The sequence below is a fragment of the Streptomyces sp. NPDC091289 genome (assembly GCF_044757365.1).
Taxonomy (GTDB): Bacteria; Actinomycetota; Actinomycetes; order Streptomycetales; family Streptomycetaceae; genus Streptomyces.
On sequence record NZ_JBIVUT010000047.1, the window covers coordinates 1 to 22,384 of the forward strand.

Below are 22,384 nucleotides of genomic sequence, written 5' to 3' on the forward strand. Positions count from 1 at the left end.
GGCCCCAGGCCCGGTCGTGTTTTTGCGGCGGGGTGGGGGGTTCTTTGCCCCGGTTTCGGGAAGGGGCGGGTAGGGGACAAGCCCCGCGCAGCGGCCCAGCCACCGGCCCCGGCCCACCCACCGACCCCGCCCCGCCCCACCTCACCGCACGGTGAGAAACCCCTCCGCATCCCGCCCAACCCGCTCCCGAGCCACCCCCACCGCATGCCCCACAGCCACCGCCCCCAACGGATCCCAGGACGACGGCAGCGACAGCACCTCCCGCACCACCTCTCGACAGAACATCGTCGAGGACACCCACGCCGACCCCAGCCGCTCACCGGCCAGCGCCACCAGGAAGTTCTGCACACCCGCCCCGGCCGCGACCACGAACATCTCGCGCTCCGCCGTGTCGCGCCGCTCGTCCCCGTACGTATGGGAGCCGTCCATCACCAGGCACGGCACCACCAGATACGGCGCGTTGCGCAGCACATCGCCGCGCCGGATCCGCTTGGCGATCGACTCCTCGCTCCTGCCGTCCCGCCGCAGGTCCGCGACCCACGCGTCCCGCATCGCGTCGAGCAGCCGCGTCCGCGACTCGGCCGACTCCAGCAGCACGAACCGCCACGGCGTCGTGTGATGGGGCGCGGGAGCGGTGACCGCAGCGGCGACGGCCCGCCGCACGGCCCCCGGATCCACCGGCTCATCGCTGAACTCGCGCACCGTACGCCGCAGCGTCACCGCTTCCCGCACGGCCTCGGACGTCCCGAGCCGGAACATGTCGTCGGCCGCACTCCGCACGAGCGCACGAGCACCGGGCTCGTCGTCCCCGCCGGACGCCACCACATGCGCCAGCCCCCGCACCACGGCGACCGGCAGCCCCTCCGCCTTGCCCTTGACCAGGTCCCCGGCGGCGGCCAGCTCGTCCGCCGTGGCCACGATCGTGGCGCTGAGCGGATTGCCGTACGCGTCCGTCCCGCCGCGCAGATCGTCCAGCACCCGCACCCCGGCCGCACCGATCGCGACGTCGGTCAACCCATTGCGCCAGGGCCGCCCGAAGGTGTCCGTGACGACGACGCCGACATCGACGCCGAGGGTGTCCCGCAGCCCGTCCCGGACGGCCCGGGCCGAGGCGTCGGGATCCTCGGGCAGCAGCAGCACGGTCCCGGCCGGCGTGTTCGACGCGTCGACCCCGGCGGCGGCCATGACCAGACCCTGCCGGTTCTCCACGATCCGCAGCGGCCCGCGCCGGGCCACGACCCGCACGGTCTCGGCGTCGATCGCCGCTTCCCGGTCGGCGGCCCGGACGATCCGGCCCTCCGCCTTGGAGACGATCTTCGAGGTGACGAGCAGAACGTCCCCGTCGACCAGCCCCGGCGAGGCCGCGGCGATCAGCTTGGCGAGATCGTCACCGGCCCGAACCTCGGGAATCCCGCGCAGCGCCCAGACCCGGAACGAGGGAGCGTCGCCCTCCTCGGCGGACATGCTCACGCCCGGACCTCCTCGGCCAGGTCCAGCGCCTGCCGGGCCATCTCGGCGGTCGTGTCCACGTCCGTCATCATCAGCGGCACCGCCCGGCAGCGGATCCCCGCCGCCTCGACCTCGCCGACCGCACCGGCGTCCACCGTGTCGACCAGCCACCCGTCCAGCAGCCCCGAACCGTAGTGCTGGGCCACGGCGGCCGCCGTCGACTCGACGCCCACCGCCGCGAGCACCTTGTCCGCCATCCCGCGCACGGGCGCGTCCCCGACGATGGGGGAGAGGCCGACCACCGGCACCCCGGCCTCGGCGATCGCCTCCCGGATCCCGGGCACGGCGAGGATCGTGCCGATGGACACCACCGGGTTCGACGGCGGGAAGACGATGACGTCGGCGGAACCGATGGCCTCCAGCACCCCCGGAGCCGGCTTGGCCTGCTCCGCGCCGACCGGCACGATCGCCTGCGCCTCGACGGAGGCGCGCAGCTTCACCCAGTACTCCTGGAAGTGGATCGCCTTGCTCTCGCCGTCCGTCTCGACGGCGACATGCGTCTCGACCCGGTCGTCGGACATGGGGAGCAGCCGCACACCGGGCTGCCAGCGGGCGCAGAGCGCCTCGGTGACCGCGCTCAGCGGATAGCCCGCGCCCAGCATCTGCGTACGGACGATATGGGTCGCGAAGTCACGGTCGCCGAGCCCGAACCACCCGGGGCCCACGCCGTACGCCGCGAGCTCCTCCTTGACCTGGAAGGTCTCGTCGGTCCGCCCCCAGCCCTGCTCCTCGTTGATGCCACCGCCGAGGGTGTACATCACGGTGTCGAGGTCGGGGCAGACCTTCAGCCCGAACAGATGGATGTCATCACCCGTGTTGCCGATCACCGTGATGTCCGCGTCGGGCGCGGCCTGCTTGAGGCCGCGCAGAAAGCGGGCACCGCCGATACCACCGGCCAGAACAACAATGCGCATACACAGCAGTTTGTCAGGCGGGTACGACATCCACGGCCGTCGGGGCGCTTTGTGTGGCGTGCATCGGCATCTCGGTCAGGCCCGGGTAGTAGATGTGCAGACTGACGGCCGGTTCGAGCGAGTCGTTGACCACTTCGTGGACGTACCCCGGGGCGAAGGCGCGCTGCGCGCCCGCGCCGAGAGCCCGCGTCCCGCGCTCGGTGCGCTCGGTCAACTCGCCTTCCAGGACCGTCAGTACGCCGGCGGAGAGGCCGTGGTCGTGCAGCCCGCTGCCCTGCCCGGGCACCCAACTGAGCAGCCACACCTCGTAGCCGGGGCCCTGGTGCAGGCGGTGGTACCAGCGGGAGGCGGAGTCGTACTGGACGAGTCCGGCCCACTGGGCGCGGTCGGCCGCGATGGAGCGCGCGAGGCCGACGAATTCGGAGACGGTGGAGGGGTGCTCGCGGGCGGGCTGCAGGAGGTGCTGGACCTCAAGGATGTCGCCGGCGATCTGAAGGTCGCTGTCGCTGTTCATGGCTGCGGTGGTTCCTCGGCATGGGGGGTGCACGTGCGGGGAGTCGCGGTGAGCGTCAGCAGCTCGGAGGGAGCTGCGGAGAAGTGCGGGAGCTGCGAGAAGAAAGACAAAGACGCCCGACCGAGACCGAGAGCCGGAGAGGCTGGATCAGAGCTGGAGCGCTACGGCATCAACAGCTGTGACAGCTGGAACAGCAACAGCGGGCCTGGACAGCGTTACGGAACCCACGGACGTGGGTGACGTGCATCGCTGGGGTCGCTGGCATGAAACCAAGGAGACCGGCTCGACCGTCCGCTGTCAACCCAATGCCCGATATGGGGGCAATGTTTCACTCCTTCCGGTCGTCGGATTCGGAGAAAGGTTTATGCACCCACGGGCACGGACATGTGGCGCATCATCCGCGCCCCCAAACGCGACTGACGCTCCGTGACCTGACTGTGATCTTGGTCGCTTCAGTGATCGAATCGCAACACAAGGGCGTCTTCGTTCGTCTCTCCCACGAGAGGGTGCGGAGCTGTGGGGCCGGTGGCATATGTCAGGTTTTTGCTGATTTGAACACTTTCTGCATACGCTTGGTTCCGCAGAGTGAATCCCTGGGCCAATAGCAGATCCTCGCTTGACTGGCCCGGAGCTACACACTTGTAATTTCACTCGTGTCGTTCAGCCGCAAACGGCTGCATCACGGGACGCAAGAGACAGACGAGGGGCGCACATGACCGAGCTGTTCCAGCAACTGCTGGTCGAGGACGCGGACGAGGAACTCGGCTGGCAGGAGCGCGCACTGTGCGCCCAGACCGATCCCGAGTCCTTCTTTCCCGAAAAGGGCGGATCCACCCGCGAGGCCAAGAAGGTCTGCCTCGCCTGTGAGGTGCGCTCGGAATGCCTTGAGTACGCCCTCTCCAACGACGAACGCTTCGGCATCTGGGGCGGACTCTCCGAGCGGGAGCGCCGACGCCTCAAGAAGGCCGCCATCTAAGGCCGCCGTCTAAGGCCGTCACCCGAGGACCGCCCGCCGGCCCCGCCACCCCGGAAGCGTCGGCCGAAGCGCCGGCCGCCGACCACCGCACACCTGACCCCCGAGCCCGGGCGCACCCCGGCGCTCCCCGACCAGACCAGGCCTCCGCCGTATCCCGGGCACATCCAGGCCCCCAACGTCTGGGCGCAGAGCCCCGACAATCTCTGGGCGCACCGCCCCGACCGGGCCCCGGGTGCACCCCGGACCCTCCCCGATCAGGCCCTCCGGCGTGTCCGGCCCGTACACCGGCCAAGCCCCGCGCGCACATCCCCGTCTCCAAGCCCCGGGCGCTTCCCGATCAGGCCGGGCACATCCCGGACGACCATCACGGTCCGCTCCACCCACGATCCGCAGAGCGGCCCGCACCTCGCACCCCGCACCCCGCACCCCGTACCCCCGCCCGCACCTCCGGGCTTCAGGCACCCGACTCCCCGACTCCCCGGCGCCCGACTTCTCGACTTCCGGGCCTCCGCCCGAGGGCCGCCGCTCCCATCGCCCCGGCCACCCGCCGACTCGGCCTCATCGCCCCGGCCACTCGCTCACCGGCCTCATCACCCCGGCCACCCGCCCACGGCCCGTCCGCCGACCCCTTCCCCAGGGCTCGGCAGGCGGGCCGTCGGCAGGTCCGCGCCCGCCCCCTTCACCCGCTCGGACCCCCGCCACCTGTCCGTACCGTTAGTGTGGGGCCCCGTCCGAGATGCGCCAACGCCCCGCCGGGGCGCGCGTGTACACCGATGCAGCCCCCGGGGATACGCCCCCGGACCCGGCCGGAGGGCCCGTACCTCGATGTCCGTGCACAGCCACTCGGCGGCGCCGAACGCGGCCGCCGCCGCCCCAGAGTTCCCCCGGCACGTCGTCACCGCCGTGCTCGTCTCCCACGACGGCGCCCGCTGGCTGCCCGACGTGCTGGCCGGGCTGCTCGGGCAGGAACGCCCCGTACAGAACGTCGTCGCCGCCGACACCGGCAGCGCCGACGACTCGGCCCGGCTGGTCACCGAGGCGCTCGGCGACGAACGCGTCCTGCACCTCGCACGCCGTACGAGCTTCGGCACGGCCGTCGACGAGGCGGCCCGCACGGCGGGGATCCTGACCCCGGACGACCTGCCCTATCTCAAGCGCCCCAGCGGCTGGGACCCGGAGACCCGCACCTGGATCGACGAGAACTACGCGCTCCCCGAGCTGCCGCACGGCGAACCGGTCCAGTGGCTCTGGCTGCTGCACGACGACTGCGCGCCCGAGCCGGACGCGCTCGCCGAGATGCTGCGCGTCGTCGACACCGACCGGCACGCCACGATCGTCGGTCCCAAGCTGCGCGGCTGGTACGACCGCAAGCAGCTCCTGGAAGTCGGCGTCTCCATCGCCAACAGCGGCCGCCGCTGGACCGGCCTGGACCGCCGCGAGCAGGACCAGGGCCAGCACGACCAGGTCCGTACCGTCCTGTCCGTCTCCACCGCCGGCATGCTCATCCGCCGCGACGTCTACGAGGAACTCGGCGGCTTCGACCGCAGGCTCCCCCTGATGCGCGACGACGTCGACCTGTGCTGGCGCGCCCACCTCGCCGGCCACCGGGTCCTCGTCGCCCCGGACGCCGTCCTGCGGCACGCCGAGGCCTCCGCCCGCGAGCGCCGCCCCATCGACTGCGCCGGCCGCTCGGTCGCCAGCCCGCACCGCGTCGACAAGGCGGGCGCCGTCTACACGATGCTCGTCAACGCCCGCGGCAAGGCCCTGCCCTGGGTCCTGCTCCGGCTCGTCGTCGGCACCCTCCTCCGTACCCTCGCCTACCTCGTCGGCAAAGTGCCCGGCCAGGCCCTCGACGAGGTCACCGGCCTGCTCGGCACCCTGCTGCGCCCCGGCCGCATCCTCGCCGCCCGCCGCAACCGCGGAAAGGGCGTCGTCGACGCGGCCGAGCTGCGCGCACTGTTCCCGCCGCCCGGCGCGACCGTCCGGGCCACCGTCGACCAGGTCGCGGGCAACTTCGGCGGCCGTACGGACGCCGACTCGGGCGGCTCGCGGCACGGAGCCGTCGAATCCGGGCCCGGCGGCGACGACGCCGACTTCCTCGAAGTCGACCAGTTCGCCCGCCTCAAGCGCATCGGCCGCAAGCCCGGCCCCGTCCTCTTCGCGCTGCTCCTGGTCGTCTCCCTCGTCGCCTGCCGCAACCTGCTCAGCGGCGGCGCACTGGCGGGCGGCGCGCTGCTGCCCGCCCCCGCCGAGGTCGGCGCGCTCTGGGAGCGGTACGCGGACGCCTGGCACACGGTGGGCACCGGCGGCACCCAGACCGCCCCGCCCTACCTCGCGCTGCTCGCCGCCCTGTCGGCCCTGTTCCTCGGCTCGACCGGCCTCGCCGTCAGCGTGCTGCTGATCTGCTCGATCCCACTGGCCGGGCTCACCGCCTACTTCGCCACCCGCCCGCTGCTGCCCTCCCGGCTGCTGCGCGCCTGGGCGAGCATCGCGTACGCCTTCCTGCCCGCCGCGACCGGCGCGCTGGCCACCGGCCGCCTCGGCACCGCCGTCCTCCTCGTCCTGCTCCCGCTGATCGCCCGCGCGGGCGTCGCCGCTCACGGGCTGCGCGTGGACAGCGCGGCGGGGGAGCGCGGCAGCTGGCGCGCCACCTGGGCGTACACGCTGCTGCTGACCGTCACCATGGCGTTCACCCCGATCGTCTGGCCGCTCGCCGTGGTCCTGGGCCTGGGCGTGCTCGTGCTGCGGCGCGGCGACATCGTGGCGTACGGACTCCGCTTCGTCGCCGCCGTCGGCACCCCGGTACTGGTCCTCGCCCCCTGGTCGCTGACCCTCCTCACCGACCCGTCCGCGCTCCTGACCGAAGCGGGCCTGGACATCGGTACGGGAGAGGCCTCGGGCCTCGACCTGCTCGGCATCAGCCCCGGCGGCCCCGGTGCGGCGGGCGGCATCCTGCTCCTCGGCATCGTGCTGGCCGCGCTCGCCGCCCTGCTGCGCGAGGACCGGCAGTTCGCCGTCCGCACCGCCTGGGCGGTCGCGCTCGTCGGCTTCCTCTTCGCCGCCGTCGCCAACGGATCCACCTGGGCCGGGCCCGCCACCCTCGTCTACGGCACCGCCCTGATCGCCGCCGCCCTGGTGGGCGCGGACGGGGCCCGCATCCGGGTCGCCGAGCAGAGCTTCGGCTGGCGTCAGCCCGTCGCCGCCCTGATCGCGCTGGCCGCCGGGCTGGCCCCGGTCCTGGCCGCGGCCGGCTGGATGATCGGCGGCGCGGACGGCCCGCTGGAGCGCCGCGACCCCGTCCAGGTGCCCGCCTTCGTGGCGGAGGAGAGCTCCACCCGCGACCAGCCCCGCACCCTCGTCCTCGGCGGCACCTCGCCCGACTCCGTGGCGTACAGCCTGGTCCGCGGCTCGGGCGCCCGCCTCGGCGACGGCGAACTCACCGAGGCGGTCGGCGGCAACAGCCACCTCGACAAGGTCGTCGCCAACCTCGTCGCCGGCTCCGGCGCCGACCAGGGCGGCCAGCTCAGCGGCTTCGCGATCCGCTACGTCCTCGTCCGCGACGGCGCACCGCGCGAGATGAGCCGGGTCCTCGACTCGACCCCCGGCCTCAGCCGCCTCAGCCAGCTCGACGGCAGCGCCCTGTGGCGAGTGGACCGCCAGGTCGCCCGCGTCATGATCGCCCCGGCGTCCGGCGAGGGCGAGCACCTCGCGGTCGGCTCGGCCGCCGTCGAGGCCCACTCCGAGATCCCGTCCGGCGAGGCGGGCCGCGTCCTGCGGATCGCGGACGCCGCCGACCCGGGCTGGACGGCCACGCTGGACGGCAAGCCGCTGACCCGCAAGACCGTCGACGGCTGGGCCCAGGGCTTCGAGCTGCCCGCGAACGGCGGCCGCCTGGACCTCACCCACGAGGCCCCGATCACGCACACCGCGTGGATCTGGGCGCAGGCCGGACTCCTCGTGGTCCTGGTGGTCATGGCCCTGCCGGGCCGTCGCCGGGAGATCGACGACGACCTGCCCGAGGAGGAGCTCGCCGTCGCCGCGGAGCCGGTCGACGGAGAGGGCCGCCGCGCCCGCAGGCTGCGCGCCGCGGCCCAGGCCGAGGCGGCGGCCGCCACCGAGGAGGCCGGGGACGACACGTACCGGCCCGACCCGGGGGAGTACATCCCGGCGCAGCAGTCGACCGACCCGTACACCGCGAACGCCCCGGCGCACGACCCGCAGGAGGCCACCGGCGGCTACGCGGCGGTCCCGCAGCAGCAGTACGACGAGTACGCGCAGTGGGACGGGCAGCAGCAGCCGGGTGCCGACTCCTACGCGGCGTACCAGCAGGACCCGTACGCCCAACAGCAACAGCAACAGCAACAGGACCAACACCAGCAACACCAGCAGCAGAACGCCGACTACCAGGGCTACGGCGACCAGGGCTACGGCGAGCAGGGTTATGGCGACCAGGGCGGCGGCTACGCCGTCCAGGACCCGTACGCGCAGCAGTACAACGACCAGGGCACGTACGACGGGCAGCAGCAGGGCGCGCACGACGCGTACGGCCAATACACCGACGGGCAGTACCAGCAACACCAGCAGCACCAGTACCCCGCCCCGGCCCAGCAGCCCGCCGAGAACGGCGAACACACCGACCCCCCGGCCCCAGGTCAGGCCCCGTGGCAGACCGGTAACGCATCGCGAGGCGAGTCCGAGTGAAGTCCACCCACCTGTCCCTGATCGCGGGCGCCGCCGTCCTGGCAGCCATCACCGGATTCGCCACGGTCACCGCGCCCGGTGCTCCGGCGGACACCCCGGCGAAGTCCGCCGCGCTGCTGCCGGTCGAGCGCTCCAGCCTGGTCTGCCCGGCGCCCAGCAACTCCGACCTGGCGGAGACGCGGTACACCGCGTTCACCCCGGCGGGCACGGGCGGCGACGCCAAGGGCACCGCCGAGCTGAAGCCGGCGCTGCCGGTCCCGGACGACGAGGACGAGACCGACCCGAAGAAGATCAAGAAGGCCGAGGAAGCGGCGAAGAAGGCGAGGAAGAAGGCCGACAAGCCGGTCCTCGCCGTGAAGGAGCCCGGAAAGCCGGTCGTCGCCGAGGCGGACGGCTCCGGCGCCCCCGCGCTCGTCGGCACGGCCACCGGCCGGCTGGCCCCCGGCTGGGCCGCCCAGCAGACCACCGAGGTCACCGCGGGCGGTGCCCGGGGGCTCCTCGGCGTCACCTGCACCGCCCCCGACACGGACTTCTGGTTCCCGGGCGCGAGCACCGCCAAGTCCCGCCAGGACTACCTCCACCTCACCAACCCCGACGACACCGGCGCCGTCGCCGACATCGAGCTGTACGGCCCCGAGGGCGCGCTCAAGTCCGAGGTCGGGGACGGCATCACCGTGCCGGCCCGCTCCAGCGTCGCCATCCTGCTGTCGACCCTCACCCCCGAGGCCGTCGACCAGCTGACCGCGCACGTCACCACGCGTTCGGGGCGGATCGGAGCGGTCGTCATGAGCGCTGAGGACGGTGTGGGCAGCGACTGGATCACCGCGTCCGCGGACCCGTCGGGCACGCTCGTGCTGCCCGGCATCCCGGCCGACGCCACCTCCGTACAGCTGGTGGCGTTCGCGCCGGGCGAGGACGACGCGGACGTGAAGGTCCAGCTCATGGGGAAGAACGCGACGTTCTCGCCGGCCGGGAACGCCACCCTGCACATCAAGTCGTCGATGACGGCGACCGTCGACCTCAAGGACGTCACCCGCGACGAGCCGGGCTCCCTGCTCCTGAGCCCGGTGCAGAAGGACCGGGCGACCCCGATCGTGGCGGCACTGCGCGTGGTCCGCGGCAAGGGCGACAAGCAGGAGGTCGCTTACATCCCGGCCACCGGACCGGTCGGCGCGCGGGCGAGCGTCCCGGACAACCGGGAGAAGGACGCCACGCTGTCCCTGACCGCGCCGGGCGCCACGGCCAAGGTGAAGGTCACCGCGTCGGCGGGCAGCGAGGGGGGCAAACCGGCCGTGGAGACGTACACGGTCAAGGCCGGCACGACCATCGCCGTCACCCCGAAGGCCCCGGACGGCCTCAAGGGCGCCTACGCGCTGACCGTCGAGACGACCTCGGGCGGCCCGGTCCACGCGTCGCGCACCCTGGCGCGTACCGAGGGCGGCGTCCAGATGTTCACCGTGCAGACGCTCCCCGACGACGGCGGCACGGTCGAGGTCCCGACGGCCCGCCAGGATCTCTCGGTCCTGGACGACTGAGGACGAGCCCTGGACAGCCCGGCACTCTAATCCTGCCCGCTGGTCCCCTAGTCCTGCCCGTACCGGGGGTCGACCGACTCGGGGGCCAGCCCCAGCAGCTCGGCGACCTGCTCGACGACGACCTCGTGCACGAGCAGGGCGCGCTCGTCGCGGTTCTTGGTACGGATCTCGACGGGCCGCCGGTAGACGACGATCTGCGCGGGCCGCCCCTTGTCCGCGGACACCGAGCTGCCGAGCGGAACGACCTCCTCCGGGGTGCCGGGCACATCGAGGACGACGAAGTCGACCTCGGCCAGCTGGGGCCAGCGCCGCTCCAGTCGCTCCACCGAGTCCTGGACCAGATCACGGAAGGTCTCACCCCGGCTGGCGGACAGCGGCACCTGGGGTGGCGCGACCGGCCCGCGCATACCGCGGCCATGACGGTCACGGCGCCGGGGCCGCGGCTCGAACGGGTGGGGAGGTACGGAGCTGTCCATCACCGACGCAGCGTAACGCTCCGGGGACCGGGACGATCGTGGAGACGACGCGGCCGACCGGGGTGACCGCCCCGCTTCCGGATGTCCGCAGTTGAACATTTCGGCCAAGGTTGAGCCCTTTTCAGGCCCGTGATCCGATCGTCGACCGTGCGCCCGACGCCGCGATCCACCCTCGCCCGCGACCGGCGCGACCCCTGTGAAATCACCGGGCCCCGCCCCGGCGCAGGTCAGGGTAGCCGCCGGAAGGGCCGCCGTGCCGCAGGTCACAGGGCGACACGGTGGGGTGACCTGACGGGCAGTCGTCGCAGCCCGCTCAAGAGTGCGGTACCGTCCAACATCGTGAGCCCTGTACGTCGCTGTTCGCGCACCGCGTGCGGCCGCCCTGCCGTCGCGACACTGACGTACGTCTATGCCGATTCGACTGCGGTCCTCGGCCCGCTCGCCACCTACGCCGAGCCCCACTGTTACGACCTCTGCGCCGAACACAGTGAGCGGCTTACCGCGCCACGGGGCTGGGAAGTGGTGCGGCTCTCCGACGGCTCCGCACCCGCGCACCCCAGCGGCGACGATCTCGAAGCACTGGCCAACGCGGTCCGCGAGGCGGCACGCCCGCACGACCGCGGCCCGGGCGGCGGAGGCGGGGGCCGGGGCCAGCGCGCCGCGGACCCGGTGGAAGTGGCCCGCCGAGGCCACCTGAGGGTCCTACGCTCCCCCGACTCCTGAGGCCACCTTTTTTGAGGCTGCTGAGGCCTCCTTTTGAGGCCATCTCCTGAGGTATGACCCGGCCGGGTAGTTTGGGCGTTCCGCAAAGACCCCAGGAGGACCGGCCGTGGTTGCTGATCTGTCGCAGCTCGTGAAGGCGTACGACGTGCGCGGAGTGGTGCCCGACCAGTGGGACGAGTCGCTGGCCGAGCTGTTCGGAGCCGCGTTCGTCCAGGTCACGGACGCCGAAGCGATCGTGATCGGCCACGACATGCGCCCGACGTCACCGGCTCTCGCGGGGGCGTTCGCGCGGGGTGCGGCGACCCGGGGCGCGAAGGTCACGCTCATCGGCCTCTGCTCGACGGACCAGCTGTACTACGCCTCAGGCGCCCTCGGCCTCCCCGGAGCGATGTTCACGGCCTCGCACAACCCGGCGCAGTACAACGGCATCAAGATGTGCCGGGCGGGCGCCGCCCCGGTAGGCCAGGACACGGGCCTCGCCGAGATCCGCACGCTGGTCGAGCAGTGGTCGGAAGGAGCCCCGCAGCCGCCGGCCGCCACCGCCCCCGGCACGATCACCGAACGGGACACCCTCACCGACTACGCGGCCCACCTCCTGGGCCTGGTCGACCTCAAGGCGATCCGCCCCCTGAAGGTCGTGGTCGACGCGGGCAACGGCATGGGCGGCCACACGGTCCCCACCGTCTTCGACGGCCTCCCGCTCGACCTCGTCCCCCTCTACTTCGACCTGGACGGCACGTTCCCCAACCACGAGGCCAACCCCCTCGACCCGAAGAACATCGTCGATCTCCAGGCCCGCGTCCTCGCCGAGGGCGCCGACCTCGGCCTCGCCTTCGATGGCGACGCGGACCGCTGCTTCGTGGTCGACGAGCGGGGCGCGGGCGTCTCCCCGTCCGCGATCACGGCTCTGGTGGCCGCCCGCGAGCTGGCCCGCAACGGCGGCGAGGGCATCGTCATCCACAACCTGATCACCTCCTGGTCCGTCCCCGAGGTGGTCCGAGAGAACGGCGGCACCCCGGTCCGCACCCGGGTCGGCCACTCCTTCATCAAGACGGAGATGGCGCAGCACGGCGCGATCTTCGGCGGCGAGCACTCGGCGCACTACTACTTCCGCGACTTCTGGAACGCCGATACGGGCATGCTCGCCGCCCTCCATGTACTCGCCGCACTCGGCGGCCAGCAGAAGCCGCTCTCCGAGCTGGTCGCGGAGTACGACCGGTACAGCGGCTCCGGCGAGATCAACTCCACCGTCGCCGACCAGAGCGCCAGCCTGACCAAGGTCAAGACGGTCTACGGCACCCGCGACGGCATCACCTTCGACGACCTGGACGGCCTCACGGTCACGGCCGCCGACTGGTGGTTCAACCTCCGCGCCTCGAACACGGAACCCCTGCTGCGCCTGAACGTGGAGGCGAGGGACGAGCGGACGATGGCAACGGTACGAGACGAGGTCCTGACCCTGATCCGCACATCCTGAACCGAACCCCGCTCCCCAGCCCTCCCAGCCCCTCCGGCGTTCGCACATCCAGCCCCCTCCGGCGTTCACATCCAGCCCCTCCGGTCCAGCCCCTCCGGCACTTGAGGAGCGGTGCTGGACGGAACCCCGCCCTCCCAGCCCCTCGGGTGTTTGAGGAGCGGTGCTGGACGGAACCCGGCCCTCCCAGCCCCTCGGGTGTTTGAGGAGCGGTGCTGGACGGAACCCGGCCCTCCCAGCCCCTCCGGCGTTTGAGGAGCGGGGTCCGGGGCGGAGCCCCGGTTACGGGAAGGGGCGGGTCGGGGAGAAGCCCGCCGCAGGCACCCCACTCACCCCACCCGCCCCCCCTCGGTCCCCCTCCCGGCACCCCCCACCGCATCCCCCCGTTTCATCCCCCCCGGCCAGGCCGCGCCCCCTCCACCCCAGCGGTAGGCTGACGACGCCTGATCCACGCGGATCGGAACTCGCATGCTCGAAGGGACTCACCCCATGGCGCTCGAAGCCGGCCTCCTGGAGATCCTGGCCTGCCCTGCCTGCCACTCCCCGCTCGACGACCGTTCGGCGGCCGACAGCCCCGAACTGGTCTGCACGGGCGACGACTGCGGACTGGCCTACCCGGTCCGGGACGGCATCCCGGTCCTGCTCGTGGACGAGGCCCGCCGCCCCGCCTGACCGCGAGCGATACGCGTACGGACAGGACGGCGCAGGACGGCGGACGGCACCGCACCGCAGGACCGCCACGACCCCTCCCCGCCCCCCACGCGTACCCGCAGCCCGCGCCCCACCCGGTGATCGGAGGCCCACCGCCATGCTGGACGAGTCCTTGCTCGACGCCCCGGAAGCCCTGGCCCGAGCCGACCGCCGCGATCTGCTGCGCGGCGCCGCCGAAGCAGGCGCCCGGGTCCGTACCGCCGCCCGGCACGCCGCCGAGGCCGGCATCGGCGGCCTGAACCCGGAGGGCCGGCCCCGGGCCGTCCTCGTCGCGGGCCCCGGCACCGCCGCCTCCGGGGTCGCCGACCTGATCGGCGCGCTCGCGGGCGCGGCCGCCCCGGTCGTACGCATCCACCCCACGGGCGTCGCCCCCGCCCCCGGCGCCCTCCGCTGGACCCTGCCCGGCTGGGCCGGATCGGTGGACCTCCTGCTCATCGCGACCGCCGACGGCTCCGAACCGGGCCTCGCGCTGCTCGCCGAGCAGGCCTACCGCCGCGGCTGCACCGTCGTCGCCGTCGCCCCCACCCGCTCACCGCTGCGCGAGGCGGTGGACGGGGTGCACGGTCTGGTCGTCCCGATGGCGGCCGCCCCGCACGGCGAGTACGACGCGGAGACCTCCGCCGCCGGCCCCGGCACGCTGTGGGCCCTCCTCACCCCCCTGCTGGCGCTCCTGGACCGGGTCGGCCTGGTGACCGCGCCCCCCGAGGACCTCCAGAAGGTGGCGGACCGCCTGGACCGCACCGCGGAACGCTGCGGCCCGGCCATCGCCATGTACAGCAACCCGGCCAAGACGCTCGCCGCCGAGCTCGCCGACAGCCTGCCGCTGCTGTGGACGGAGGGCGACGCCGCGGGCCCGGTCGGCCGCCGCTTCGCCGCCGTACTGTCCGAACTGGCGGGCCGCCCCGCCCTGGCCGCGGAACTGCCCGAGGCGCTGCCCTCGCACGGCACGCTCCTCGCCGGGGATTTCGCGGCCGGCGCGGACCCCGACGACTTCTTCCGGGACCGGGTCGACGAGGGCGAGACGCTGAGGGCCCGGGTCGTCCTGCTCCGGGACCGCCCGACGGGAGGCCTCAGCGCCTACCCGGCGGCCCGGGAACTGGCGCTCGGCCACGACACCCCGGTCAGCGAACTGGAACCGGATGAGGGCAGCGAACTGGAGACCCTGGCCGAACTGCTCGCGATCACCGACTTCGCGGCGGTCTACCTGTCACTGGCCTCGGCCCCCCGCCCCTGACACAACCCCACACCATCCGGTCATCCGCGCGACGCCAGGACCTCACACAACACTGATACCCCTGGTGCCACCACGGCACCACCGCACCACCGCACCACCGCCCCACCCTTCCTCGCCCCACCCTTCTTCGCCCCGCCCCGCCCCGCCCCACCCCACCACCCAGCCCCACCCAAGGACGACTCCATGGACCGCCTGTCCAACACCGTGCGCCCCTACGCCTGGGGATCCACCACGGCCCTTCCCGCCCTGCTCGGCATAGCGCCCACCGGCGAACCGCAGGCCGAGATGTGGATGGGCGCCCACCCCGGAGCGCCCTCGCGCATCAGCCGCACCACGTCGACGGGCGAGACGGAACTCGCGCTCACCGAGGTCATCGCCGCCGACCCCGAGGGCGAGCTCGGCACCGCCACGGTCGACCGTTTCGGCCCCCGCCTCCCCTTCCTCCTGAAGCTCCTCGCCGCCGGCGCCCCCCTCTCCGTCCAGGTCCACCCGAACCTGGACCAGGCCCGCGAGGGGTACGCCGACGAGGAGGCCCGGGGCGTCCCGATCGACGCCCCGCACCGCACGTACAAGGACGCGAACCACAAGCCCGAACTGATCTGCGCCCTCACCCCCTTCGACGGACTGTGCGGCTTCCGCAGGCCCACCGAGGCGGCGGACGCGATGGAGGCGCTGGGAGTCGACTCCCTCAAGCCGTACGTGGACCTCCTCCGCGCCCACCCCGAGGAGGCCGCCCTCCGCGAGGTGCTCACGGCGATCCTCGGCGCGGACCCGACCGAGATGGCCGAGACCGTGGCCGATGCGGCGGCCGCCGCCGAACGCCTCGGCGGCGCCCACGCCCCGTACGCCCGGATCGCCCACCACTTCCCCGGCGACCCCGGCGTCCTGGCCGCGATGCTGCTGAACTACGTACAACTCCAGCCCGGGGAAGCCCTGTTCCTCGGCGCGGGCGTCCCGCACGCCTATCTCGACGGCCTCGGCGTCGAGATCATGGCGAACTCGGACAACGTGCTCCGCTGCGGCCTCACCCCCAAGCACATCGACGTCCCCGAACTGCTGCGGGTCGTCCGCTTCGAGGCCACCGAACCCGGCGTGCTGCGCCCGGAGGCCGCCCCGTCGGGCGAGGAGCGCTACGAGACTCCCGTGGACGAGTTCGCCCTGTCCCGCTACACCCTCGCGTCAGGAGCGGCCCCCACCGGACTGACCGCCCCGACCCCCCAGATCCTGCTCTGCACGGCGGGCTCCGTCACGGTCGGCGAACTCACCCTCGGCCCGGGGGAGTCCGTCTACGTTCCGGCCGGCGAGACGGTCGAAGCCGCAGGGCCCGGAACACTCTTCCGGGCCACCGTGGCGGCCTGACCCACGGACCGTCCCGACGGCTGCAACAATGTGCCGCCTTACCGCGACGGCACCTGCCGTGCCGCGCACGGACGAAGGGACACCACGCACTCATGAGCGCGTCAGGCGGAACCAAGGCGATCGTGGCGGCACTCGCCGCCAACCTCTCGATCGCCGTGGCCAAATTCGTAGCGTTCCTCTTCAGTGGTTCCTCGTCGATGCTCGCGGAGAGCGTCCACTCGCTCGCCGACTCGGGCAACCAGGGACTTCTGCTGCTCGGCGGCAAGAAGGCGAAGCGCGAAGCCACCCCCGAGCACCCCTTCGGCTACGGGCGCGAGCGCTACATCTACGCGTTCCTCGTCTCCATCGTCCTCTTCTCGGTCGGTGGCATGTTCGCGGTGTACGAGGGTTACGAGAAGATCAAGCACCCGCACGAGATCGAGGCCTGGTACTGGCCGGTCGGGGTCCTGGTCTTCGCGATCATCGCCGAGCTCTTCTCCTTCCGTACGGCGATCCGTGAGTCCAACCAGACGCGGGGCGACCGCTCCTGGACCGAGTTCGTCCGCCGGTCCAAGGCGCCCGAACTCCCGGTCGTCCTCCTGGAGGACCTCGGCGCGCTCGTCGGCCTGATCCTGGCCCTCGCGGGCGTCGGTCTCGCCCTCGGCACCGGCAACGGCGTCTGGGACGGCATCGGCACCCTCTGCATCGGCATCCTGCTGATCCTCATTGCGATCGTCCTGGCCGTCGAGACGAAGTCCCTCCTGCTCGGCGAGTCCGCCGGCCTGGAGGACGTCGAGAAGATCAAGGCGTCCGTGGTCGACGGCGACACCGTCACCCGCATCATCCACATGCGCACCCTCCACCTCGGCCCCGAGGAACTGCTGGTCGCCGCCAAGATCGCGGTCCGGCACGACGAGACCGCGGCCGAGGTCGCCGACGCCATCAACGCCGCCGAGAACCGCATCCGCGAAGCCGTCCCGATCGCCCGGGTCATCTATCTGGAGCCGGACATCTACAACGCGGATGCGGCGGCGACCGGAACCAACCCGGGCAAGACGCTCGACGGCTCGCCCGACGCCCCGGGCGATTCCGGCCACTGACCCACCGCACACCGGCCCCGATCGGCCCGGTGACCCCTCACACACACCCCTCTCCATGAACGGGCTGGGGCTCACTGGGCCGTTCGGTGTAGATTCGGATACGGAAAACAGACGTCGCTGCTGATGGCGGTCGACCGGTTGGCGGGAGCGAGCCGGGCGAGGGACAGAGGGCCTCCGACGGACTGCACTGCGAACCGCCCGGGCATTCGTGTGCCCGCCGCGCCGCAGAGTCAGCCCAGACAAGCCCACCCTCGACCCATCACGAGGAGCAGCCCGTTATGACGACGGCCACCAACCGCCAGGACTTCAAGGTCGCCGACCTCTCCCTCGCCGCTTTCGGGCGCAAGGAGATCACGCTCGCCGAGCACGAGATGCCCGGCCTGATGTCGATCCGCAAGGAGTTCGCCGCCGCTCAGCCGCTGGCCGGCGCCCGGATCACCGGTTCGCTGCACATGACCGTGCAGACCGCCGTGCTCATCGAGACCCTCGTCGCCCTGGGCGCCGAGGTCCGCTGGGCCTCCTGCAACATCTTCTCCACCCAGGACCACGCCGCCGCGGCCATCGCGGTCGGCCCGAAGGGCACTCCGGAAGCCCCCGCGGGCGTCCCCGTCTTCGCCTGGAAGGGCGAGACGCTCGAGGAGTACTGGTGGTGCACGGAGCAGGCGCTGACCTGGCCGAACACCCCCACCGGCGGCCCGAACATGATCCTGGACGACGGTGGCGACGCCACCCTCCTCGTCCACAAGGGCGTCGAGTTCGAGAAGGCCGGCGCGGCCCCGGACCCGTCGACCGCGGACAGCGAGGAGTTCGCCCACATCCTCACCCTGCTGAACCGCACCCTCGGCGAGGCCCCGCAGAAGTGGACCCAGCTGGCGTCCGAGATCCGCGGCGTGACGGAGGAGACCACCACCGGCGTCCACCGCCTCTACGAGATGCACCGCGACGGCACCCTCCTGTTCCCCGCGATCAACGTGAACGACGCGGTGACCAAGTCGAAGTTCGACAACAAGTACGGCTGCCGCCACTCGCTCATCGACGGCATCAACCGCGCCACCGACGTCCTGATCGGCGGCAAGACCGCGGTCGTCTTCGGCTACGGCGACGTCGGCAAGGGCTGCGCCGAGTCCCTGCGCGGCCAGGGCGCCCGGGTGATCATCACGGAGATCGACCCGATCTGCGCGCTCCAGGCGGCGATGGACGGCTACCAGGTGGCCACGCTGGACGATGTCGTGGAGCAGGCGGACATCTTCGTCACCACGACGGGCAACAAGGACATCATCATGGCCAAGGACATGGCCCGGATGAAGCACCAGGCGATCGTCGGGAACATCGGCCACTTCGACAACGAGATCGACATGGCCGGCCTGGCCCAGATCGACGGCATCGTCAAGGACGAGGTCAAGCCCCAGGTCCACACCTGGACGTTCCCCGACGGCAAGGTCCTCATCGTCCTGTCCGAGGGCCGCCTCCTCAACCTGGGCAACGCGACCGGACACCCGTCCTTCGTGATGTCCAACAGCTTCGCCGACCAGACCCTCGCGCAGATCGAGCTGTTCACGAAGCCCCAGGAGTACCCGACCGACGTGTACGTGCTGCCCAAGCACCTGGACGAGAAGGTCGCCCGCCTCCACCTCGACGCCCTGGGCGTCAGGCTCACGACCCTGCGTCCCGAGCAGGCGGCGTACATCGGCGTCCAGGTCGAGGGCCCGTACAAGCCCGACCACTACCGCTACTGATCCATCCCCGGTGTCCGGGAGGCCAACCTCCCGGACACCGGACACCGAGCGGCGTCAGGCCCTCACCGGTACCAGCAGATCCGAGCGCAGGCCCCCGCACCCCCGTGGCGGGGGCCTGCTCCCGTTACCGCCCCCGCACAGCCCGAGGAACCCGAAGGACCCCATGCCCCGCGGCAGGTATTCGCTCCACGACCTTCACGATCACACCCCCCTCGGTGAAGAACACTTCCACTGCGCCCCCGGCCCCTCCGGCTGGCGCTACGTCTCCCAGACCACATCCCCCGCCGGAGACCACCTCGGCTCCGTCGACCTCGCCCTGGACGAACTGGGCCGGCCCATCCGCCTCGAACTCCATGCCGCGAGCTGGCAGGTACGAGGAGCGGCCCTGGAAGGGGTCACCTGGGTCCGGACCGATCCCACCGGCAGCCACGCCACCGAAGGCAACGTCCGCGCCCACGCCTTCGCCGGCACGTCTCCCGCGTTCCTCATCGCCATGACCCGTCTCCTGCGCCTCACCCCCGATTCCCCCACGACCCGCGTCCGCGTGGTCACCTTCACGGACCCGGTCCTCGCACCCAGGACCGTCGACCAGTCCTGGGCCCTGGTGAACAGTGAAGCGCACACCACTGACAACGGCCCCCTGACCGTGGACGAATACCAGGTCAGCGCCCTGGACACCGGAGAACAGCACACCGTCCACATCGCCGGTGACGTGGTCCTCGCAGCACCCGGCATCGAACTCGAACACCTGGAGACGCCCCCCTCCCCCCGCGCCCCCGGCCCGGCAGCCCCGGAGGCGCCACCCGGACCAGGGCCGGACACGCCCTAACCGGGCGGAGCGAACCCGGCCCCGGCCCCGGCCGACGACGCATCCCCACGCCGCTGCTCATGAACACCGCCGGTACCGCCGACACCGCCCACCGGCCCGGAACCGGCCCCGACGGCAGACCCTGCACCGACAGAGCCGCCGCTCCCACCCCCGAACCCCACATAACCGCCGGCCCCATCAGCCCCACCAGCCCCAGCGCCTCCGGGACTTCCAGGAGCCCCGACGTACCCCCCGACTCCGGCAGGCGAGGGCGCTACGGGCCCCTGAGCCCCAGGCCCGGCGAACACGCGCCGCGCATCGCGCGCCTGCCGCTCATGAACCACCGCGGCGAGGAACGCGGCCGCGGGAACGCCCTGCGGGGCCGCGGCCCCCGTCCGCGCGACCAGTTCACCGGCCAGCCGCTCCGCGATCGAACGGCCCACGCCGGGATCCAGCTGCCGCATCCGCGTCAGGTACTGCCGTATCGCGGACCAGAGCCCGTCCGGCACGGCCGACAGATCCAGCTGCGCGAACCGGCCGACCAGCCAGGGCGGGGGCGGCGGCACGGCGACGGACCGGCCCGTCGCCGCGACCCGTTCCCGGATCACCAGCGTCCCGGCGAACACGTCACCGATCCGGCGCCCCCGCGCCGACACCAGGGACGCGATGGAGGCCAGGGCGCCGAAGGTCATGAGGATCTCGACGAGCCCCATGGCCCCTCGCACGAGCGCGTGCCGGAACCGGATCGGTCCACCGTCGTCCCGCACCACCCGCAGCCCGCAGGCCAGTTTCCCCAGGGAGCGGCCATGGCTCAGCGTCTCCACCGTGACCGGCCCACCGATCAGGACCAGCAGGAACGAGGCGACCCCGATCGCCGCCACGGCCGCCTCGTCCAAGGAGACGGAAGCGATGCCCAGCAGGACCGAGACCAGGACGAAAACGGCGAACGTCACCGCCAGGTCGATCGCCGAGGCCAGCGCCCGGCTCGGCAGCCGCGCGGGCCTCAGCCCCAGAACGACCGCGTCACCGGTCACCAGCTCATTCATCGGTCCCCACCCTTCGCCGACCTTCTCTGCCCCAGCCGGGCCCAGTCTGCCAAGCTGACCGCCAGCGCGCCGCAGTAGTACGGACCCGTACGCACCTTCGCCTGGAGCAACAGACGCCCATGGACCTCGACGTCTTCGTCACCGCCCACCGCACGGAGTGGGACCGCCTCGAACACCTCCTGCGCCGGGGGCGCCGCCTCACGGGCGCGGAAGCGGACGAACTCGTCGTCCTCTACCAGCGCACGGCGACCCACCTCTCGCTGATCCAGTCGAGCAGCCCCGACCCGCTCCTCACCGGGCGTCTCACCCAGCTGGTGGCCCGCGCCCGGTCGACGGTGACCGGCACCCGCAGGGCCTCCTGGCGGGACGCGGCCCGGTTCCTCACCGCGGGATTCCCCGCCGCGGTCTACCGCTCCCGCCACTGGTGGATCCCCACCGCGGTGCTCTCGACCGCGCTGGCCGCACTGCTCGGCTGGTGGATCGGCACCCACCCCGAGGTCCAGGCCGCGATCGCCGCACCGGACGACCTCCGTGCGATGACCCGGCCGGGAGGGGAGTACGAGACCTACTACTCCAGCCATCCGGCGGCGTCGTTCGCGGCCCAGGTATGGACGAACAACGCGCAGGCCGCGGCCCTCTGCCTGGTCCTGGGAGCGTTCCTCTGCATACCGGTGATCTGGATCCTCTTCCTCAACATGCTCAACCTCGGCGTCGGCATAGGCCTCATGTCCTCCGCCGGCCGTCTCGACGTCTTCCTCGGCCTGGTGCTTCCCCACGGCCTTCTCGAACTGACCGCGGTGTTCGTCGCCGCCGGCACGGGGCTACGCCTCGGCTGGACCGTGATCGACCCGGGCCCCCTGTCACGCCGGACCGCCCTCGCCCAGCGGGGCCGCGCCGCCCTGGGCATGGCCATCGGCCTGGCCCTGGTCCTGTTCGTCTCCGGCCTCATCGAGGGCTTCGTGACCCCGTCCGGTCTTCCGACCTGGGCCAGGATCACCATTGGCATCACCGCTGAGCTGGCCTTTCTTGCGTACGTCTACATCCTGGGCGGCCGCGCGGCACGCGCCGGCGACACGGGTGACCTCACAGCGGTCGAACGCAGCGCGGAACTTCCCACCGCGGCCTGACGGCCGATGTGCTTTCACCCCCGCTGAGCTGCTAGTGTCCTCCTCGCCCACAAAAACCGTTGACACGGCAGATGTGGGGAGGTAGATTCGAACGGTTGCCTCGGACTAGACAAGTTCGAGTTGAGCGCGTAGTGTCTACCCCGCTCGTGCAGGAGTGCTTGCCGCTCCGCCGGGCCAAATGATTCCCCTTATTCGAATCACCGGGTCGTTCGTTTCGCCCGGAGAGTTTCTGATAAAGTCGAGTCAGCCGAAAGGCAAGGCCACTCCACAGGTCACCGGAAATCGAATTCGGACCGGAAACGGAACGAAAAAGAGTCTGGTAAAGTTGGAACCGCCGGAAAGGGAAAACGCGAAAGCGAAGAACCTCGAAAGCACCCCGCTTCGACCGGGAATCGGACACGAAAGAGTCTGATAGAGTCGGAAACGCAAGAACGAAGGGAAGCGCCCGGAGGGCCCCGGTGA

Annotated in this window: 17 protein-coding genes; 12 read left to right on the forward strand and 5 right to left on the reverse strand. The window is 72.1% G+C overall.

Annotated features, from left to right (window positions below):
• Positions 1-141: 141 nt before the first annotated feature.
• The 3 genes from ACIQPT_RS37110 to ACIQPT_RS37120 are packed head-to-tail and all read right to left on the reverse strand — an operon-like array spanning position 142 to position 2,937.
• Positions 142-1,464 (reverse strand): coenzyme F420-0:L-glutamate ligase, encoded by a 1,323-nt coding sequence (locus tag ACIQPT_RS37110; RefSeq protein WP_401162736.1) that lies wholly within the window; start codon positions 1,462-1,464, stop codon positions 142-144.
• A gap of 2 nt (positions 1,465-1,466) precedes the next feature.
• Positions 1,467-2,423, reverse strand: a complete 957-nt coding sequence (gene cofD / locus ACIQPT_RS37115) for a 2-phospho-L-lactate transferase (RefSeq protein WP_274030491.1) — start codon at positions 2,421-2,423, stop codon at positions 1,467-1,469.
• 13 nt (positions 2,424-2,436) lie between these two features.
• On the reverse strand, positions 2,437-2,937 hold the full coding sequence (locus ACIQPT_RS37120) for a cysteine dioxygenase (protein WP_401162713.1): 501 nt from the start codon (positions 2,935-2,937) through the stop codon (positions 2,437-2,439).
• A gap of 712 nt (positions 2,938-3,649) precedes the next feature.
• Here ACIQPT_RS37120 and ACIQPT_RS37125 point away from each other — a divergent pair.
• From ACIQPT_RS37125 to ACIQPT_RS37135, 3 genes are all read left to right on the forward strand, one after another.
• The gene (locus ACIQPT_RS37125) at positions 3,650-3,913 is read left to right on the forward strand and encodes a WhiB family transcriptional regulator (protein ID WP_003968728.1); all 264 of its coding nucleotides are present in this window, start codon (positions 3,650-3,652) and stop codon (positions 3,911-3,913) included.
• 825 nt (positions 3,914-4,738) lie between these two features.
• Positions 4,739-8,614 (forward strand): glycosyltransferase, encoded by a 3,876-nt coding sequence (locus ACIQPT_RS37130; RefSeq protein ID WP_401162715.1) that lies wholly within the window; start codon positions 4,739-4,741, stop codon positions 8,612-8,614.
• Complete coding sequence (locus ACIQPT_RS37135; protein WP_401162717.1) at positions 8,611-10,149, forward strand: DUF5719 family protein; 1,539 nt, start codon at positions 8,611-8,613, stop codon at positions 10,147-10,149. Before ACIQPT_RS37130 ends, ACIQPT_RS37135 begins: the two co-directional genes overlap by 4 nt.
• A gap of 47 nt (positions 10,150-10,196) precedes the next feature.
• Here the strand turns inward: ACIQPT_RS37135 and ACIQPT_RS37140 are convergent, their stop codons facing one another.
• Positions 10,197-10,625: a metallopeptidase family protein gene (locus ACIQPT_RS37140; RefSeq protein ID WP_401162719.1), complete on the reverse strand. Its 429-nt coding sequence runs from the start codon at positions 10,623-10,625 to the stop codon at positions 10,197-10,199.
• A 288-nt stretch (positions 10,626-10,913) separates the two neighbouring features.
• On the opposite strand from ACIQPT_RS37140, the gene ACIQPT_RS37145 reads away from it, so the two are divergent.
• The 8 genes from ACIQPT_RS37145 (at position 10,914) to ACIQPT_RS37180 (ending at position 19,770) form a co-directional block, all read left to right on the forward strand.
• Positions 10,914-11,348 carry a DUF3499 domain-containing protein gene (locus tag ACIQPT_RS37145; protein ID WP_401162738.1) on the forward strand — a complete coding sequence of 145 codons (435 nt, stop codon included), beginning with the start codon at positions 10,914-10,916 and terminating at the stop codon, positions 11,346-11,348.
• Between the two features lie 106 nt (positions 11,349-11,454).
• Complete coding sequence (locus ACIQPT_RS37150) at positions 11,455-12,825, forward strand: phosphomannomutase/phosphoglucomutase (RefSeq protein ID WP_401162720.1); 1,371 nt, start codon at positions 11,455-11,457, stop codon at positions 12,823-12,825.
• 486 nt (positions 12,826-13,311) lie between these two features.
• Complete coding sequence (locus ACIQPT_RS37155; RefSeq protein ID WP_003968734.1) at positions 13,312-13,494, forward strand: Trm112 family protein; 183 nt, start codon at positions 13,312-13,314, stop codon at positions 13,492-13,494.
• Between the two features lie 136 nt (positions 13,495-13,630).
• Positions 13,631-14,767 carry an SIS domain-containing protein gene (locus ACIQPT_RS37160; RefSeq protein WP_401162722.1) on the forward strand — a complete coding sequence of 379 codons (1,137 nt, stop codon included), beginning with the start codon at positions 13,631-13,633 and terminating at the stop codon, positions 14,765-14,767.
• Positions 14,768-14,950: 183 nt separating this feature from the next.
• Positions 14,951-16,126: a mannose-6-phosphate isomerase, class I gene (manA, locus tag ACIQPT_RS37165; protein ID WP_401162724.1), complete on the forward strand. Its 1,176-nt coding sequence runs from the start codon at positions 14,951-14,953 to the stop codon at positions 16,124-16,126.
• Positions 16,127-16,218: 92 nt separating this feature from the next.
• Positions 16,219-17,205: a cation diffusion facilitator family transporter gene (locus ACIQPT_RS37170; protein WP_401162726.1), complete on the forward strand. Its 987-nt coding sequence runs from the start codon at positions 16,219-16,221 to the stop codon at positions 17,203-17,205.
• A gap of 278 nt (positions 17,206-17,483) precedes the next feature.
• Complete coding sequence (ahcY, locus tag ACIQPT_RS37175; protein ID WP_401162728.1) at positions 17,484-18,941, forward strand: adenosylhomocysteinase; 1,458 nt, start codon at positions 17,484-17,486, stop codon at positions 18,939-18,941.
• A 163-nt stretch (positions 18,942-19,104) separates the two neighbouring features.
• The gene (locus ACIQPT_RS37180; RefSeq protein ID WP_401162730.1) at positions 19,105-19,770 is read left to right on the forward strand and encodes a hypothetical protein; all 666 of its coding nucleotides are present in this window, start codon (positions 19,105-19,107) and stop codon (positions 19,768-19,770) included.
• On the opposite strand, the gene ACIQPT_RS37185 is transcribed toward ACIQPT_RS37180, so the two are convergent.
• Positions 19,767-20,795 carry an RDD family protein gene (locus ACIQPT_RS37185; protein WP_401162732.1) on the reverse strand — a complete coding sequence of 343 codons (1,029 nt, stop codon included), beginning with the start codon at positions 20,793-20,795 and terminating at the stop codon, positions 19,767-19,769. The genes ACIQPT_RS37180 and ACIQPT_RS37185 overlap by 4 nt on opposite strands.
• 119 nt (positions 20,796-20,914) lie before the next feature.
• Here ACIQPT_RS37185 and ACIQPT_RS37190 point away from each other — a divergent pair, with 119 nt between their 5' ends.
• Positions 20,915-21,922 carry a stage II sporulation protein M gene (locus tag ACIQPT_RS37190; RefSeq protein ID WP_401162734.1) on the forward strand — a complete coding sequence of 336 codons (1,008 nt, stop codon included), beginning with the start codon at positions 20,915-20,917 and terminating at the stop codon, positions 21,920-21,922.
• The last annotated feature ends 462 nt before the right edge of the window (positions 21,923-22,384 follow it).

Bases quoted from the DNA above. Each gene is read 5' to 3' on its own strand.
- ACIQPT_RS37110 (WP_401162736.1), bottom strand. From the start codon at position 1,464: ATGTCCGCCGAGGAGGGCGACGCTCCCTCGTTCCGGGTCTGGGCGCTG.
- cofD (WP_274030491.1), bottom strand. From the start codon at position 2,423: ATGCGCATTGTTGTTCTGGCCGGTGGTATCGGCGGTGCCCGCTTTCTG.
- ACIQPT_RS37120 (WP_401162713.1), bottom strand. From the start codon at position 2,937: ATGAACAGCGACAGCGACCTTCAGATCGCCGGCGACATCCTTGAGGTC.
- ACIQPT_RS37125 (WP_003968728.1), top strand. From the start codon at position 3,650: ATGACCGAGCTGTTCCAGCAACTGCTGGTCGAGGACGCGGACGAGGAA.
- ACIQPT_RS37130 (WP_401162715.1), top strand. From the start codon at position 4,739: ATGTCCGTGCACAGCCACTCGGCGGCGCCGAACGCGGCCGCCGCCGCC.
- ACIQPT_RS37140 (WP_401162719.1), bottom strand. From the start codon at position 10,625: ATGGACAGCTCCGTACCTCCCCACCCGTTCGAGCCGCGGCCCCGGCGC.
- ACIQPT_RS37155 (WP_003968734.1), top strand. From the start codon at position 13,312: ATGGCGCTCGAAGCCGGCCTCCTGGAGATCCTGGCCTGCCCTGCCTGC.
- ACIQPT_RS37160 (WP_401162722.1), top strand. From the start codon at position 13,631: ATGCTGGACGAGTCCTTGCTCGACGCCCCGGAAGCCCTGGCCCGAGCC.
- manA (WP_401162724.1), top strand. From the start codon at position 14,951: ATGGACCGCCTGTCCAACACCGTGCGCCCCTACGCCTGGGGATCCACC.
- ACIQPT_RS37170 (WP_401162726.1), top strand. From the start codon at position 16,219: ATGAGCGCGTCAGGCGGAACCAAGGCGATCGTGGCGGCACTCGCCGCC.
- ahcY (WP_401162728.1), top strand. From the start codon at position 17,484: ATGACGACGGCCACCAACCGCCAGGACTTCAAGGTCGCCGACCTCTCC.
- ACIQPT_RS37180 (WP_401162730.1), top strand. From the start codon at position 19,105: ATGCCCCGCGGCAGGTATTCGCTCCACGACCTTCACGATCACACCCCC.
- ACIQPT_RS37185 (WP_401162732.1), bottom strand. From the start codon at position 20,795: ATGAATGAGCTGGTGACCGGTGACGCGGTCGTTCTGGGGCTGAGGCCC.
- ACIQPT_RS37190 (WP_401162734.1), top strand. From the start codon at position 20,915: ATGGACCTCGACGTCTTCGTCACCGCCCACCGCACGGAGTGGGACCGC.